Below are 15,851 nucleotides of genomic sequence, written 5' to 3'. Positions count from 1 at the left end.
ATAGAGCAACGAAGAAGAAACAGAAGCCGATTTGCATGTCGACCTGAAACACGGGCGCGAGCCTTTGGAGGAGACGGGATGAACAGCAGAAAAACGGTCTTGCGAGCCATGGTTGCGGCATTGGCGATGCATGGAGTGCTCGCTTATGCGGAGCCTTTGAAAGCCAACGTCATTCACTGGTGGACGTCGGGCGGCGAGTCCGCCGCGATCCGCCAGTTCGCCGATGCCTATAACAAGGCCGGCGGTCAGTGGATCGACAACGCAGTTGCAGGCGCGGATCAGGCGCGCTCCACCGCGATCAACCGTATCGTCGGCGGCGATCCGCCCACGGCGGCGCAGTTCAATACGTCGAAACAGTTTCATGATCTGATCGATCAGGGGCTGCTCAACAACGTCGACGACGTCGCCGCGAAAGAGAACTGGAGCGGCGTGTTCCCGCAGTCGATACTCGACAGTATCAAGGTGAAAGGGCACTACTATGCGGCGCCCGTCGACATTCACATGCCGGCCTGGTTTTTCTACTCGAAACCCGCGTTTCAGAAAGCCGGCATTACCGCCGAGCCGCAAAGCTACGACGAGTTCATCGCCGATCTCGGCAAGCTGAAAGCCGCGGGCGTGATTCCGCTCGCATTCGGCGGTCAGCCGTGGCAGGAAAAAATCACTTTCGATGCCGTGCTCGCCGACGTCGGCGGCCCCGATCTATATCTGAAGGTGTATCGCGACCACGACGCGAATGCGGTGAAATCCGACGCGTTCAAAAAGGTGTTGATTGCATTCAAGCGCTTGCACGATTTCGTCGATGCCGGTTCTCCGGGCCGCAACTGGAACGATGCGACTGCACTTGTCATTTCCGGCAAGGCCGGTGTGCAGATCATGGGCGACTGGGCGAAGGGCGAATTCTCGGCGGCGAAGCAGAGCGCGGGCAAGGAATTTGGCTGCTTTCCAGGCTTCGGCCCGCATTCGCCATACCTCGTCGCAGGCGACGTATTCGTGTTTCCAAAGAGCGATAACGCCAGCACTGTAAAAGCACAAAACCTTCTTGCCACGGTGATGACCTCGCCGCCTGCGCAGGTCGCATTCAGCGCGAAGAAAGGCTCGATTCCGATTCGCCCCGATGTGGATGCGGGCAGTCTCGACATTTGCGCGAAGGAGGGCATTGCAATCATGAAGGACAAGTCGCGTCAGCTGCCGAATCCGGAAATGCTGCTTTCACCCGATACGCAAGGCGCTTTGATCGACGTCGTCACCAACTTCTGGAACAAGAGCCAGTCGGTCGACGACGCACAGAAAGCGTTTGCCGGCGCGTTGAAGAGCTAGGCGCAATATGCACGCGCTCAAGCTGCATGCGTCGCGGCCCGGATCCGCGTCCGGGGCCGGGTCCGGGTCGCCGAAAAAGCCCTTGAAAAAGCCGCTAAAGAAGCGTTTTTCGATTGCGGCATGGCTCGCACTGCTGCCGATGATCCTGACCGTCGTGTTCGCCTATCTAGGCACGATGGTCTGGACCGCGCGTGTTTCGCTTAGCAATTCGCGCACGTTTCCATCGGGCGACTTCGCGGGGTTGACGCAATACGTGAGGCTCTTCAACAACGCCCGGTGGTTGTTGTCGCTGCAAAACATCGTGATTTACGGTGCATGTTTCATTGTCGCGTGCATGGTGATCGGTTTGCTGCTCGCCATCTTTATCGATCAGCGTGTCGTCGCTGAAGGTGCATTGCGCACCGTGTTTCTGTATCCGTATGCGATGTCGTTCGTGGCTACGGGCCTTGTCTGGCAGTGGATTCTGAATCCGGAGCTCGGCGCGCAGGCAGTGCTGCACAAGCTCGGTTTCGTTCATGCACGCTTCGACTGGATCGTCGATCAGGACTGGGCGATCTACACGATTGTCATTGCCACCGTATGGCAGGCGTCGGGTCTCGTGATGGCGTTGCTGCTGGCGGGCTTGCGCGGAATAGACGACGAACTGTGGAAGGCCGCGCGTATCGACGGCATTCCGCGCTGGCGGGTCTATGCGAGCATCGTCGTGCCCATGCTCGGACCGTCGATCTCCACCGCGTTCGTGCTGCTCTTCGTGATGGTCGTCAAGCTCTACGACGCCGTCGTGGCGATGACCCAAGGCGGCCCCGGTACCGCGAGCGAGGTGCCGGCGAAGTTCATCATGGACTACCTGTTTGGCCGCGCGAACATCGGCCTCGCGTCGGCGGCTTCGATCGTTCTGCTCGCAACCGTGCTCGCGATTCTCACGCCGTTCTTCTATGCCCGCAGCCGCGCGGCGTTGCGCAAGGAGGTGTGATGAACACCCTCAGTTCTCCGCTGAAAAGCGCCGCGCCGCATAGCGCGTCAAAGCGGCGCCGCCGTACGGCATTCACACCGGCGCGCGTCGGCGTCTATCTGTTTCTACTCAGCGCGGCACTATTTTTTCTGCTACCGCTCTACGTGATGCTAGTCACGTCCTTCAAACCGATGAGCGAGATCCGCCTCGGCAATCTGCTCGCTCTCCCAGCGCATTTCACGCTACATGCGTGGAGCGCCGCGTGGGAGTCGGCGTGTACGGGGCTCGATTGCAATGGCATTCAGGTCGGCTTCTGGAACTCCGTGCGTATCGTCGTGCCGAGCACCGTGTTCTCTATTGCGATTGGCGCGGTGAACGGTTACGCGCTGTCTTTCTGGCGTCCGCGCGGCGCAGGCGTGCTGTTCGGCGTGTTGTTGATGGGCGCATTCATCCCTGTGCAAGTGATGGTCTATCCGCTCGTGCGAGTGCTTGCGAGCGTGCATCTGTTCAGTTCGCTGCCGGGTATCGTCGTGATTCATACGATCTTCGGCATGCCCGTGATGACGTTGCTGTTCCGAAACTACTACGCGTCGATTCCGCAAGAACTTTTCAAGGCGGCGCGCATCGACGGCGGCGGTTTCTGGCGTATCTTTGTTCAGCTGATGCTGCCTATGTCCACACCGATCATTGTGGTGGCGGTCATCATGCAGGTGACGGGCATCTGGAACGACTTCATTCTCGGCCTCGTGTTCGCCGGCACGAAGAATCTGCCGATGACCGTGCAACTGAACAACATCATCAATACGACGACCGGCGAGCGGCTTTATAACGTCAACATGGCGGCGACGATCCTGACTTCGCTGGTGCCGCTTGCTGTGTACTTCATTTCGGGCCGCTGGTTTGTCCGCGGCATTGCGTCCGGTGCGGTCAAAGGATAAAGCGATGACCTACGTGGTTAAACAGGCGAACACCCTCGCAAGTCCACTGACAGGCGCGGCTGACATGACAGAGTCCGCGGACACGGCACGAACAGACAACATGCCTGGCGTCGCAGACGCCGCCGACACCGCGCACGCGGCGAACGTTGCGGTGCGCAATCTGACCATCCGGCTCGGTGGCAACACGGTGATCGAAAATCTCGATCTCGACGTGCAACCCGGCGAATTCGTCGTGCTTCTCGGGCCTTCGGGCTGCGGCAAGTCCACGTTGCTGCACAGTATTGCCGGGCTGATCGACGTGACCGACGGCAGCATTGAAATCGCCGGCGAAGACATGACGTGGGCCGATCCGAAAGATCGGCGCATTGCACTCGTATTCCAGTCATACGCGTTGTATCCGACGATGAGCGTGGAGCGCAATCTGTCGTTTGCGTTGCGCATCAACGGTACGCCGAAGGCAGAGATCGCGCGGCGTGTGGCGCGTGCCGCCGAGATGCTGCAACTCGGCCCGCTGCTCAAACGCAAGCCGGCGCAACTGTCGGGCGGCCAAAGGCAACGCGTGGCGATCGGCCGCGCGATCGTGCGCGAAGCCGACGTGTTTTTATTCGACGAGCCGCTGTCGAATCTCGACGCCAAACTGCGGACCGAGCTGCGCCGCGAGTTGAAGCAATTGCACCAGCGTCTCGGCGCAACGATGATCTACGTGACGCACGACCAGGTCGAAGCGATGACGCTCGCCACGCGGATGGCCGTGATGCGAGGCGGCGCGATCCAGCAGTTCGGCACACCTGCCGAGGTCTATGCGCGGCCAGCCAATCTCTTTGTCGCGACGTTTCTCGGCACGCCCGCGATGAACCTGGTCAACGGCACGCTGGAGCAGCGCGACGGCGCGCTGCATTTCTGCACGGAGCAGTGGCGGCTCGACGTGTCGAACTACGCGTTCGTCGATCGATTCGGCGAGTCACAGCCGCAATCACAACTGCAATCGCCACCCCGCCGATGCGTGCTAGGTGTTCGCGCAGAAGACGTGCGCATTGGTCCGACGCAGGGCGAAGGCGCGGGAGAGCACGCGAAAATTTCACTCGTTGAGCCGATGGGCAACCACCGCGTCGTCTGGCTCGACTATCATGGTGTGCAGATCGCGTCGATCGATCAAAGCAAGACGCCGGTAATGCCCGGCGATACGCTGGCGTTCTCGCTCGACAGCACACATGTCTCGCTCTTCGACGCGGCGAGCGGCGCGCGGTTGTAGCGCGCCGGTGTGAGGGTCGTTGAAAACGGCAAGGTGTGACGGAGAACCGTGTGGCAACACTGAAAGATGTCGCGGCGCTGGCTGGTGTGGGCATGTCGACCGCGTCGCGCGTTATATCCGGTAAGGGCCCGGTCTCAGCCGACGCCGCGTCGCGCGTGCGGGCTGCAATCGAGCAGTTGAACTTCCGTCCGTCGTCCATCGGCCGCGCGATGGCCACGCAGTCGCTCGGCATGATCGGTATTTTCGTGCCGACGTTTTTCGGTTCCTATTACGGCACCATCCTCAAACAGACCGATACTGAGTTGCGCGCCGTGCGCCGGCATGTGGTGGTTGCAACCGGCTGCGGAGAAGTGTCGCCGCGCGAGCAGGCTATCGAGGCGGTGCGTTTTCTGATTGGCCGCGATTGCGACGGCGTCGTGGTGATCAGCCATGATCTGCATGATGAAGACCTGATCATGCTGCATCGAATGCATCCGAAAATGGTGTTCCTCAATCGAGCGTTCGACCAGGTCCCGGAGGCGTCGTTTTGCGCGGATCATCGGTACGGCGGGGAACTGGCGGCGCGCACGCTGCTTGAGCACGGGCACCGCGATATCGCCGTGATTTCCGGGCCTTTTACGGCTTCTGACAACCTGACGCGGCTCGAAGGCTTCTTCGCGGAACTCGAACGCGCCGGCATTTCGCGCAGCGACGTGACCTTGATCGAATCAGACTTCTCGCCGGAAGGCGGCTACGCTGCCGCGCAGAAACTGCTCGATTCGAAGCGGCGCTACACGGGTCTATTCTGCGCGAACGACACAATGGCGGTCAGCGCGCTCGCGCGTTTTCACGAAGCCGGCATTTCGGTGCCGGAGGAATTATCGGTGATCGGTTACGACGACGACTATTCCGCCGCTTATACGGCGCCCGGCCTCACGTCGGTGCACATTCCAACCGCCGAACTGACGCAAAACGCGGTGCGCTGGCTTCTCAACCAGTGTTATCGAACGACGTGGGAGATATTCCGCGAGTTTCCGGTGAGCGTCACAATGCGCGAGTCGGTGGGGCCGGCGCCGGGCGCCAAGCCCGCTTCGATTAGTGCGTCGTGCTTCGGCGGCGCTTGATCGTCTCTTCCGGAAGGCCGCCGGCAGCCCTTGTTGAGCGTTAGGCGCCGCTGCGCAGCGCTTCTTCATGGCGCTGGCGCGCCTCTTCTTCGAGCCGCGTGTCCTCGAGTTCCTGCAGCACCGCTTCCAGATCGACCGGCGTCGTATCGGCTTCGACGTGACCCGTCAACTGCGCATCCACGTGCAACGCGCCGGCTTCATAAAGCGACCAGATTTCCTTGCCGTAGTTCGTTTTCAGCAACGCCGGCGCGAACTGGCCGAAATACGTGGCGAGGTTGTTCACGTCGCGTTCCAGCATCGCGGGCGCTTCCAGGTTGCCGGCGGCGTCTACCGCTTGCGGCAGGTCGATGATCACGGGGCCGTCGGCGGCAAGCAGAATGTTGTATTCGGACAGATCGCCGTGAATCATGCCGGCACACAGCATACGCACGACCTGATTGACGAGCAGTGCATGCAGTTCAAGCGCGCGCGCCTCGCTCATATCGACATCGTTCAGACGCGGCGCCACATTGCCATCCGCGTCGGTCACGAGTTCCATCAGCAATACGCCGTCGGTGCAAATGAAGGGTTGCGGCACGCGCACGCCGGCGTTCGCCAACTGGAAAAGCGCACTGACCTCGGCGTTCTGCCAGGCCTGTTCCTGCACTTCGCGGCCGTAGCGGCTGCCTTTTTCCATCGCGCGTTGCTGACGGCTGTTCTTGACCTTGCGACCTTCGCGATACGAGGCAGCCTGACGAAAACTGCGCTGTTTGACATCCTTATAGACCTTCGCGCAGCGCGTGGAGTCGCCGCTGCGCACCACGTACACGGTGGCTTCCTTACCGCTCATCAATTGGGATATGACTTCGTCGATCAGGCCTTCTTCGACTAGCGGGAGCAAACGTTTCGGCGTTTTCATGCGACCGCCCGGAAGTGGCGGCAAGCGTGGCAGCCGTGCGCGGCGGGAGGCGGGGAGAAGTGGTGCGGGATTCGAGTCATGCCGGATTATAAACGCTGCGCTCGCGCGGCTCTTTATTGACGCGAGCCGCTGCTGCCACACGTTTCAGCACGATTCGCGGATGCCCGCGTCAAAAACACCTTCCTCGCGCACTGAGCTGGAATGTCGGCTCTCCTTGCGACGCGGTAGTCGCGACAACGTTTGCGCGAGCCCACTAACACCGCCGGCATCTGCTCCGACGAAACGCTTTGCACTTTTAGCCGCTATTTCACGGGCTAAAACGCGCCGCGGCCTCGCACTGGTGTAATAGTCCGCAACAGTGCTGTGCGGTTTTCGCGCATTGTCTCCGCGAGCTTATCGCGTAGACTCGTGAGCAACGAAAACTGGTTACGGGGTGTGAGATGTTGGCGGTTTTCTTTATCGCCTGTCCGATCTGCATTGCGGCGCTGTTCGGTTTCGCGCGGCATGTCGATCCGCGCACGGGTCACTTCAAACGTTGATTCTCAACGCTGCGATTTTCGCCGACACCGGCAGGTAAATGCCGTTGCCGGCGTTCAGTTGTGGCCGCTCCTGTCTGCGGGCCTTGCCTTCAGGTACCGAATCGCGGCACGATGCGCGATAACCTGAGTTTGGGGCGGCATCGCGTATGCAAGACTTTCTGGGGAATCTGGCGACACGCGCAGGCGTGCTCAAGGGCGTGCTTCCATTGAGCCGCGCGGCGGCGTTGCGCGATGCGCTGGCGGGCGTGCAACTCGCGTCGATGGACATCCCACAGGTGCTCGGCTACGCGCGCATTGCTGGCATGCCTGCTGTTACCGGCCTTTACACCGTCTTTCTGCCGCTTATCGCGTTTGCCTTCTTCGGTGCATCGCGGCATCTAGTCGTCGCAGCGGATTCAGCCACCGCCACCATCTTCGCGAGCCGCCTGTCGACCATGGCGCCGGTTTCGAGCGTGGAATACGCGTCGCTCGCCGCAATGGTCGCATTGCTCACCGCTGCCTTGTTGTTCGTCGCGCGCATCTTCAAACTGGGCTTTCTAGCCGACTTCCTGTCGCGCACTGTGCTCGTAGGCTTTCTTGCCGGAGTCGGCGTTCAAGTGGGCATTGCGATGCTGGGCGACATGCTCGGCCTGACAGGACACGCGGCGCGCAGTGTGGATCAGCTTGTTCTCGTCGCGCGTGACTGGGCGCGACTCGATGTTCCGACGTTTGCGATTTCCGTGCTGGTCGTCGTGGCGGTTCTACTCTTCAAACGTGTCTGGCCGCGTTTGCCGGTGCCGTTGATTGCGGTCGTGGCCGGAATCGCCGCGAGCGATATGTACGGCTTCGCCGCGCGCGGCATCGCAGTGCTCGGCCCGGTTGCCGGAGGCTTGCCGCCGCTGCGCATGCCGTCGGTGACGTGGGAGCAGATGCTCGATCTCGTGCCGGTCGCCGCGTCGTGTTTCGTGATGATCGTCGCGCAAAGCGCCGCGGCGAGCCGCGTGTTCGCCGAGCGTCACCGCGAAGCGACCGACACGAATGCCGACCTGCTCGGCATCGCCGCGGCCAACGCAGCCGCTGCGTTTTCCGGAGCGTTCGTGGTGAACGGCAGTCCGACGCAGACCGCGATGGCCGATCGGGCAGGCACGCGCAGCCAGTTCGCGCAGATCGTATTCGCGGCCGTCGTAGTAGTTGTTCTGCTGTTTTTCAGCCGGTTCTTGCAGTATCTGCCGCGCTGCATTCTGGCAAGCATCGTATTTACGATCGCGGTCGGGCTGATCGACCTGAAGACCTTGCTCGCGATTCGCCGCGAGAGTCCGGGTGAGTTCGCGCTCGCGGTGTTCACGGCCGCAGCCGTGGTACTGATCGGCGTGGAACACGGCATTCTGGTGGCGGTCGCGTTGTCGTTATTGCGCCATGTGCGTCACAGCTACCGTCCGCATACGATGATTCTCGCGCCCGGCGACGACGGCGTCTGGGTGCCGGTGCCCGCGATTCCGGGCTCACAGACTGCGCCGGGTTTGATCGTTTATCGCTTCGGCGCCGACCTGTTCTATGCGAATGACCACTTTTTCGTCGACGACGCCCGGCGTCTGATCGACCACGCGCCGAGCACGGTGCGCTGGTTCGTGGTGGATGCGAGCGCGATCACCGACCTCGATTATTCGGCGTCGCGCTCCGTGGGCGAGCTATGCGCGCTGCTGAAACGAAGTGGCATCAACGTGATTTTCGCTCGTGTGAACCCCTATTTACGCTCGGATATGGACCGGCACGGTATCACGCCGATCATCGACGGAAGCTGTATTTTCGGCACGTTGCACGAAGCACTGCGCGCGGCAGGCGTGGACCAGCCCGTGGCGAAATGAACGCGTTAGCTTTTCGACGTCAGCATCTTCAGGCCCGCAATGCCGAACATGATCGCAAGAGAGCCGTCCAGCCAGCGCCGGATCGCAACGTAGACGCGCCGCGCGGATGCCGTTGAAAACAGCAGCGCATAACTGCTGAACACGGACGCGCCAATGCACATGCAGCCGAGCACGATTGGCGCGATGTGCGACGTACCGCCCGCTGGCGACATGGCAAGCGACACGATAGACATCCACACGAGAACGGCCTTCGGATTGGTCAGATGCAGCAGCAGGCCACGCAGATAGAGCCGCGTGAGAGGCTCGTTGCGGCGAGCCTCGCTCGCGGGCATTGCACGGGGAGCGAAGGCTGAGCGCGCCGATTTAACGCCTAACCACAGCAGATAAATGCCACCGGCGACCTTGATCGCGGCGAGGCATTCGGAGCATGTAGCAAGTACCGCCGACAAGCCGAGTGAAGCCAGCAACGCCCAGAAGAACGATCCCGACACCACGCCCAACGCGAAGGTGAGCGCCGAGCGGCGCCCTGCGCTCATAGCGAGAGACATGATCGCCAGATTGCTCGGGCCGGGGCTTGCCGTGCCGACGAAGTAGGCGCTATAGGCGATCAGGACATCGGCGGTGAGAAAAGCAGTAGGCGTCATGGGCTGCGGCTCAGGGGCGGACAGTGGGAACGACGATTCTGCGCGCTGAAGCATGCAGCGCACAGATACAGTTGAACGCGCGTCGATCGGCACACTCGTGCGCAACTCTTCATCTACGCCGCGTTTTTATTGGTTCGCCGCCGTGCCGATGCACTCGGCGAGCGCACCCGCCACAGCCTGCCGGCTATGCCGCGGACGCTGTACGAGGCCGATCTCGCGGTGAAACGTAGCCTCTTCGAGCGATAGGGCGACCACGCCGGCGGGCCACTTGCCGAGGCCCGCAGTGTCAGGGATCAAAGCGACGCCGATGCCGCGCGCGACCAGTTGCACGATAGCCTGCAATTCGTCGAGTTCCAGCACGTCTTGTACATTCAGCCGCGAGCGCCGCAGAAAGCGGTCGACCAGGCGCCCGCCGAACGAGGTGCGGTCGTAGCGGATAAACGGCTCGCTTTTCAACAACTCGCGCCACGATCGCTTGCCGCGCGCAAGCGCTTTCGGTACGAGCAGCACGAACGGTTCAGTGACGAGCGTGCGCCATTCCAGTTCCGAGGGCAGTGCAAACGGCGGCTTGATGATGACGGCCAGATCCAGTTCGCCCGAGTCCACCTGCCCGAGCAGATTGAGCGATACGCCGGGCACGACGCGAATTCGCCAGCCGGGACGGTCCACCCTGAAGTGCGACAGTGCATCCGCGAGAAATGACACTTGCGCCGACGCAATGGCGCCTATCCGCAGCATGCCGCTCTCCGCTGCGACCGCGCCCCGTTCGGACAGACGTGCGTAGAGCGTCATCATTTCTTCGGCGAGCGCGAGCGTTTCGCGTCCCGCATCGTTAAGCGTGGCCGAGCGGCCCGTGCGGTCGAACAGCGCGAAGCCAAGCTCTTCTTCGAGCCGCTGCATCTGCGCGCTGACGGCCGACTGCGTGAGCCCGATGCGAGCCCCCGCGCCGGAAAAGGTGCCGTACTGGCTCACGGCAATGAAAGTCTTGAGTTCGGAAAGCATGCTTCGATTGATCGATTCTGGTGTTGGTCAGATCAAATATATATCGTTTTTCACCAATTTTAATTGTGGTTAAGCTAATGGCGACTCAGGCAACTCGCGCATGCGGGTTGCTCAGGCAGGTTGCCGTCGAAATCATCAACCGTAATACCCACTCAACCAGCGAGCCTCACATCATGAGCGTTGCCGACACCGTCTTGCCGCCGTTTCACCTGGCGTTTCCTGTTCATAGTCTCGCCGCTGCGCGCGAGTTTTATGGCGAATTGCTCGGCTGCCCCGAAGGACGCAGTTCCGAGCAATGGGTCGATTTCAATTTTTACGGGCATCAGATAGTCGCGCATCTCGCGCCGGAGGAAGTGGGCCACCGCCAGACCAGCAAGGTGGACGGCGACGCCGTGCCGGTGCGCCACTTCGGCGCCGTGCTTTCAATGGAGCAATGGCAGGCCGCCGCGGACAAGCTGCAGAAAGCGGGCATCGACTTCATCATCGAGCCGCATGTGCGTTTCAAGGGCGAGGTCGGCGAACAGGCGACCATGTTCTTTCTCGATCCGTCGGGCAACGCGCTCGAATTCAAGGCGTTCGCCGACATGTCGTCGCTGTTCGCGAAGTGAAGGTATCAGAAAAAGCGTAGGCTGACTGAAATATGACGGCGGCCGGCCCTAACGGACGGCCGTCCGTCCTTCGCTTTTCCTTACGGTTAGCTTCCTGACATTCTCGCCATTTTCGCGTCATGCAGGTGTTGGTGCTAGCGATCTAGCATAAGCGCCAGTTCCCCATCCTTACCTGCTCCCGGCAGTTACCTGCACTTTACTCAGGCGCGTTTCATGTGGATTGTCAACGTTGCGCTTAAGCGGCCGTACACGTTCATCGTGATGGCCATTCTGATCGTGCTGGCGACGCCTTTCGTGCTGTTCACCACGCCGGTCGACGTGCTCCCGGAAATCAACATTCCGGTAGTCAGCATCATCTGGACGTACAACGGCTTGTCCGCCGAGGACATGGCCCACCGGATCGCCTCGGTCAACGAACGCAGTTTGACCACCACCGTCAACGACATCGAGCATATCGAGTCGCAATCGCTCGCGGGTATCACGATCCTGAAGGTGTTTCTGCAGCCGACCGCGAACATACAGACCGCGATTGCGCAGACGGTGGCCGTTGAACAGGCGCAGCTCAAGCAGATGCCGCCGGGCGCCACGCCGCCGCTGGTGATCAGTTATTCGGCCTCCAGCATTCCGGTGATTCAACTGGGCCTGTCGAGCACCAAGCTCTCCGAGCAACAGCTCAACGATACCGCGCTGAACTTCCTGCGGCCGCAGCTGGTGACGATCCCCGGCGCGGCCGTGCCGTATCCGTATGGCGGCAAATCGCGGCTGATCTCCGTCGACCTCAATACACGCGCGTTGCTCTCCAAAGGTCTAACGCCGCTGGACGTGGTCAGCGCGTTCAACGCGCAAAACCTGATTCTGCCCACCGGCACGGCGAAGATCGGACCGAAGGAATACACGATCAACATGAACGGCTCGCCGGCCACGCTCGAAGGGCTCAACGATATTCCGGTGCGCACGGTCAACGGCGCGACGACCTATCTGCGCGAAGTCGCTCACGTGCGCGACGGCTTTTCGCCGCAAACCAATATTGTTCGTGAGAACGGCCATCGCGGCGTGTTGATGTCGGTGCTAAAAAACGGCAGTGCGTCGACGCTCTCTATCGTCAACACGCTGCATGGCTTGCTGCCGGCCGCGCGCGCGGCGCTTCCGCCGGATCTGAAGATCACCGCGCTGTTCGACCAGTCCGTGTTCGTGAAGGCGGCAGTGCAGGGCGTAGTCCGCGAGGCGGTGGTAGCCGCGGCGCTGACCGCCGCGATGATTCTGCTTTTTCTCGGCAACTGGCGCAGCACCTGCATCATCGCAATTTCGATTCCGTTGTCGATCCTGTCGTCGCTGATCGCTTTGCATGCGCTCGGGCAGACCATCAACATCATGACGCTCGGCGGCCTCGCGCTCGCGGTGGGTATCCTCGTCGACGATGCGACCGTAACGATCGAGAACATCGAACGGCATCTGCATATGGGCACCAACCTGCATGATGCGATTCTGGAAGGCGCAGGCGAAATCGCCATTCCGGCACTCGTATCGACGCTATGTATCTGCATCGTCTTCGTGCCCATGTTCTTTCTGACAGGCGTGGCGCGCTACCTGTTCGTGCCGCTCGCCGAAGCGGTGGTCTTCGCGATGCTCGCGTCGTACGTTCTGTCGCGCACGCTCGTGCCCACGCTGGCCATGCTGCTGATGGGCCACGCGCACAAGCCGAAGTCCGATACGAAGCCGAGTTTGTTCGCACGTCTTTATCGCCGCTTCGATAACGGCTTCGAGCGCATGCGGGCTGCCTACATTGTGATTCTCAGCAGTCTGCTCGTGCGCCGCGCCCGCTTCGGCAGCATTTTTCTGGGCTTTTGCGTGGTGTCGATGGGGCTCGCATTCGTGCTGGGCGAAGACTTCTTCCCGAGTGTCGACGCGGGCAATATCCGCTTGCACATGCGCGCGCCGACGGGCACACGGATCGAGGAAACCGCACGTCTCGCCGACGAAGTCGAGAAGGTGATCCGCGAAGTCGTGCCCGAGAAAGAACTCGGCACGATCCTTGACAACCTTGGTTTGCCGTACAGCGGTATCAACCTTTCGTACAGCAATGCGGGGACGATCGGCACGCTCGACGGCGAAATACAGATCGCGTTGAAAGAAGGTCACGAGCCGACGCAACTCTATGTGGACAAGCTGCGCGCCATGCTGCCGCAACGTTTTCCGGGCGTGGAATTTTTCTTCCAGCCGGCGGACATCGTCACCCAGATTCTCAACTTCGGGCTTCCGGCGGCCGTGGATATACAGATCGCCGGCGCGGATCAACAGGGCAACTTCGACGTCGCGCGCAAGCTGCTCAAACAGGTGCGCATGATTCCAGGCACTGTCGACACGCACATCCAGCAGAAACTCGACGAGCCTGCCATCAACCTGCAAATGGACCGCACCCGTTTGCAGCAACTCAATCTGACGGCCAGCAATGTCGCGCAAAACGTGCTGATTTCTCTATCGGGAAGTTCGCAGACGTCGCCGGGCTTCTGGTACAACGACCGCAATGGGGTCGAGTACAACGTTGCAGTGCAAACGCCGCAGTACAGCATTTCCTCGATCGACGACCTGTTGCGCACGCCAGTGTCGGCCTCCGCAACGGGGCCGACGCAACTGCTCGGCAACCTCGTGCGCGTGCAGCCGCAAAACCAGTTCGCGGTAGTCACCCACTACAACATCAGGCCGGTCATCGACCTTTACGTGAGCGTCGATAAACGCGACCTGGGCAGCGTCGCGGATCAGGTGGACAAGCTCGTCGAACAGGCGCGCGCGTCGCTTCCGCGCGGCAGCCAGATCACCGTGCGCGGCCAGGTACAGACGATGCGCAGTTCCTATTTCGGGCTCGGCCTCGGCGTGGCGATGGCGATCGTGCTCGTGTACCTGCTGATCGTCGTGAATTTCCAGTCGTGGGTCGATCCTCTCATTATCGTGAGCGCTTTGCCTGCGGCTCTCGCCGGCATTGTTTGGATGCTGTTCCTGACCGGCACGCATCTGAGCGTGCCGGCGCTCACGGGCGCGATCATGACGATGGGCGTCGCCACGGCCAACAGTATTCTGATGGTTGCGTTCGCGCGTCAGCGGCTTTCCGCCGGCGCGCCACCGCTGACTGCGGCGCTCGAAGCGGGAGCGAGCCGCATCCGCCCGGTGCTGATGACCGCGTTCGCAATGATCATCGGCATGATTCCGATGGCGCTCGGTCTCGGCGAAGGCGCCGAGCAGAACGCGCCGCTCGGCCGCGCGGTGATCGGCGGATTGCTGTTTGCGACGGTGTCCACGCTGTTTTTCGTGCCGCTGGTGTTCGCTGGCATTCATACGCGCCTCGCGCGTCGCCATCGCAACGATCACGAAGAGAGTGGCAACGACGGCGCCGGACAACCGGCCTGAAGTCGAACAGGCACGAACAGACACATTGCCGAAACGTGAAGAAAACGGCTACCCAGGCTAACGGAGCTAGCTAACCGAGATGGCTAACTGAGATGACCGAAAAAACTCATGCATCGCTGGCGATTCCGTCGCGAGAGACCGAAGGCGGCCATGCACTGCCGCCGCGCAATCGCGAATGGAAGCGCGCGAAGATCGCCATCTGGATCGTGCTCGCATTGCTCGCATTGGGAGCCTTGCGCACCGTAATTGCAAACCTCATGCAAAACCGCACCGTCGAGCAAACGACGAAGCAGAACGCCACGCAATACGTGACCGTGACGAGCCCAACGCGGGCCGAAGGCGGTGGCAGCACCACGTTGCCGGGCACGTTGCGCGGCAGTGTCGAATCGCCGATCTTTGCGCGCTCGACCGGCTATCTGCTGCGCTGGTACGCCGACATCGGCACGCGCGTCAAGCAGGGGCAGTTGCTCGCCGAACTCGATACGCCGGAAGTCGATCAGGAACTCGCGCAGGCACTCGCGCAACGCCAGCAAACCAGTTCGAGTCTTGCGCTTGCGAAAAGCTCGCTCGAACGCTGGCAACAATTGCGTCAGCGCGATGCGGTCTCGCAACAGGAGCTCGACGAACGGCAGAGCACGTACACGCAGGACGTGGCGAACCTGGCCGCCGCCGACGCCAACGTGCAGCGCTTGCGCCAGCTCGAATCGTTCAAGCGGATCGTCGCGCCGTTTGCGGGCGTGGTCACGCAACGCAACGTCGACGTAGGCGATCTGATCGATGCCGGTAGCGGTACGAGCCGGGCGCTGTTCGCGCTTGCGCAGTCGGACCCGCTGCGGGTTTATGTGCAACTGCCGCAGGCGTATGCGCAGAACGTCGCGGTCGGGCAGAACGTGGTGGTCACGCAGGCTGAACTTCCCGGCCAGCAGTTTCATGGGACCGTCACGCATATCTCGGGCGCGATCGACGTGCCGACTCGCTCGTTGCAAGTCGAAGTGACATTGCCGAATCCCGACAGCAAGCTGCGTCCGGGCGCTTATGTGCAAGTGGCCCTGCCGTCGGCTGCCCGCGCGCAATGGATGGTGCCTGGCAACGCATTGCTGTTTCGCGCCGAGGGCCCGCGGGTTGCAGTCGTCGACGCGCAAGGCATTGTGCAGTTGCGCAAGATCGTGATTGCGCAGGATCTCGGACAGACGCTCGAAATAGAAAGCGGGATCGACGGAAACGACAGAGTGATCATCAACCCGAGTGATTCGATCGCGGACGGCGATCATGTCCAGATCGCGCAACCGCAGAAGAACACGAAGGGGGCGTCGTGAAACTCACGCGCGGCGGCAGGGGCGTCGTCAGGGTTG

12 protein-coding genes are annotated in these 15,851 nt (G+C 61.4%); 9 read left to right on the top strand and 3 right to left on the bottom strand.

Features of this window, described 5'->3' with window-relative positions:
- Positions 1 to 78 precede the first annotated feature (78 nt).
- The 5 genes from SB753_RS04605 to SB753_RS04585 all read left to right on the top strand — a co-directional run bounded on the left by SB753_RS04605 (position 79) and on the right by SB753_RS04585 (position 5,562).
- Positions 79 to 1,317: an ABC transporter substrate-binding protein gene (locus SB753_RS04605; protein ID WP_088174288.1), complete on the top strand. Its 1,239-nt coding sequence runs from the start codon at positions 79 to 81 to the stop codon at positions 1,315 to 1,317.
- A 7-nt stretch (positions 1,318 to 1,324) separates the two neighbouring features.
- Positions 1,325 to 2,290: a carbohydrate ABC transporter permease gene (locus SB753_RS04600; protein ID WP_392393831.1), complete on the top strand. Its 966-nt coding sequence runs from the start codon at positions 1,325 to 1,327 to the stop codon at positions 2,288 to 2,290.
- On the top strand, positions 2,290 to 3,207 hold the full coding sequence (locus SB753_RS04595) for a carbohydrate ABC transporter permease (RefSeq protein WP_020066479.1): 918 nt from the start codon (positions 2,290 to 2,292) through the stop codon (positions 3,205 to 3,207). Before SB753_RS04600 ends, SB753_RS04595 begins: the two co-directional genes overlap by 1 nt.
- A 100-nt stretch (positions 3,208 to 3,307) precedes the next feature.
- A complete protein-coding gene (locus SB753_RS04590; protein WP_410799619.1) occupies positions 3,308 to 4,459 on the top strand; it encodes an ABC transporter ATP-binding protein in 1,152 nt (383 codons plus the stop codon).
- A gap of 50 nt (positions 4,460 to 4,509) precedes the next feature.
- A complete protein-coding gene (locus SB753_RS04585) occupies positions 4,510 to 5,562 on the top strand; it encodes a LacI family DNA-binding transcriptional regulator (protein WP_408192837.1) in 1,053 nt (350 codons plus the stop codon).
- Between the two features lie 40 nt (positions 5,563 to 5,602).
- Here the strand turns inward: SB753_RS04585 and SB753_RS04580 are convergent, their stop codons facing one another.
- Complete coding sequence (locus SB753_RS04580; RefSeq protein WP_408173459.1) at positions 5,603 to 6,460, bottom strand: PA4780 family RIO1-like protein kinase; 858 nt, start codon at positions 6,458 to 6,460, stop codon at positions 5,603 to 5,605.
- Positions 6,461 to 7,145: 685 nt separating this feature from the next.
- Between SB753_RS04580 and SB753_RS04575 the strand changes: the two genes are divergently transcribed.
- The gene (locus tag SB753_RS04575) at positions 7,146 to 8,843 is read left to right on the top strand and encodes a SulP family inorganic anion transporter (RefSeq protein ID WP_410799191.1); all 1,698 of its coding nucleotides are present in this window, start codon (positions 7,146 to 7,148) and stop codon (positions 8,841 to 8,843) included.
- A gap of 5 nt (positions 8,844 to 8,848) precedes the next feature.
- On the opposite strand, the gene SB753_RS04570 is transcribed toward SB753_RS04575, so the two are convergent.
- Together SB753_RS04570 and SB753_RS04565 are read right to left on the bottom strand one after the other, a co-directional pair.
- Positions 8,849 to 9,487 (bottom strand): LysE family translocator, encoded by a 639-nt coding sequence (locus SB753_RS04570; RefSeq protein WP_020066473.1) that lies wholly within the window; start codon positions 9,485 to 9,487, stop codon positions 8,849 to 8,851.
- A gap of 126 nt (positions 9,488 to 9,613) precedes the next feature.
- The gene (locus SB753_RS04565) at positions 9,614 to 10,489 is read right to left on the bottom strand and encodes a LysR family transcriptional regulator (protein WP_020066472.1); all 876 of its coding nucleotides are present in this window, start codon (positions 10,487 to 10,489) and stop codon (positions 9,614 to 9,616) included.
- Between the two features lie 173 nt (positions 10,490 to 10,662).
- On the opposite strand from SB753_RS04565, the gene SB753_RS04560 reads away from it, so the two are divergent.
- The 3 genes from SB753_RS04560 to SB753_RS04550 all read left to right on the top strand — a co-directional run bounded on the left by SB753_RS04560 (position 10,663) and on the right by SB753_RS04550 (position 15,815).
- A complete protein-coding gene (locus SB753_RS04560) occupies positions 10,663 to 11,097 on the top strand; it encodes a VOC family protein (RefSeq protein ID WP_027776038.1) in 435 nt (144 codons plus the stop codon).
- Between the two features lie 213 nt (positions 11,098 to 11,310).
- Positions 11,311 to 14,499: an efflux RND transporter permease subunit gene (locus tag SB753_RS04555; RefSeq protein ID WP_392393828.1), complete on the top strand. Its 3,189-nt coding sequence runs from the start codon at positions 11,311 to 11,313 to the stop codon at positions 14,497 to 14,499.
- A 92-nt stretch (positions 14,500 to 14,591) separates the two neighbouring features.
- Positions 14,592 to 15,815: an efflux RND transporter periplasmic adaptor subunit gene (locus tag SB753_RS04550; protein ID WP_088174296.1), complete on the top strand. Its 1,224-nt coding sequence runs from the start codon at positions 14,592 to 14,594 to the stop codon at positions 15,813 to 15,815.
- Positions 15,816 to 15,851: the final 36 nt, after the last annotated feature.

The sequence above is a fragment of the Paraburkholderia sp. SIMBA_053 genome (assembly GCF_046534895.1).
Classification (GTDB): Bacteria; Pseudomonadota; Gammaproteobacteria; order Burkholderiales; family Burkholderiaceae; genus Paraburkholderia; species Paraburkholderia caledonica.
This window is presented reverse-complemented; position numbering and strand designations above follow the sequence as displayed.

Coding starts and splice junctions, on each gene's coding strand:
- SB753_RS04605 (WP_088174288.1), top strand. CDS start 79: ATGAACAGCAGAAAAACGGTCTTGCGAGCCATGGTTGCGGCATTGGCG.
- SB753_RS04600 (WP_392393831.1), top strand. CDS start 1,325: ATGCACGCGCTCAAGCTGCATGCGTCGCGGCCCGGATCCGCGTCCGGG.
- SB753_RS04595 (WP_020066479.1), top strand. CDS start 2,290: ATGAACACCCTCAGTTCTCCGCTGAAAAGCGCCGCGCCGCATAGCGCG.
- SB753_RS04590 (WP_410799619.1), top strand. CDS start 3,308: ATGCCTGGCGTCGCAGACGCCGCCGACACCGCGCACGCGGCGAACGTT.
- SB753_RS04580 (WP_408173459.1), bottom strand. CDS start 6,460: ATGAAAACGCCGAAACGTTTGCTCCCGCTAGTCGAAGAAGGCCTGATC.
- SB753_RS04575 (WP_410799191.1), top strand. CDS start 7,146: ATGCAAGACTTTCTGGGGAATCTGGCGACACGCGCAGGCGTGCTCAAG.
- SB753_RS04570 (WP_020066473.1), bottom strand. CDS start 9,487: ATGACGCCTACTGCTTTTCTCACCGCCGATGTCCTGATCGCCTATAGC.
- SB753_RS04565 (WP_020066472.1), bottom strand. CDS start 10,489: ATGCTTTCCGAACTCAAGACTTTCATTGCCGTGAGCCAGTACGGCACC.
- SB753_RS04560 (WP_027776038.1), top strand. CDS start 10,663: ATGAGCGTTGCCGACACCGTCTTGCCGCCGTTTCACCTGGCGTTTCCT.
- SB753_RS04555 (WP_392393828.1), top strand. CDS start 11,311: ATGTGGATTGTCAACGTTGCGCTTAAGCGGCCGTACACGTTCATCGTG.
- SB753_RS04550 (WP_088174296.1), top strand. CDS start 14,592: ATGACCGAAAAAACTCATGCATCGCTGGCGATTCCGTCGCGAGAGACC.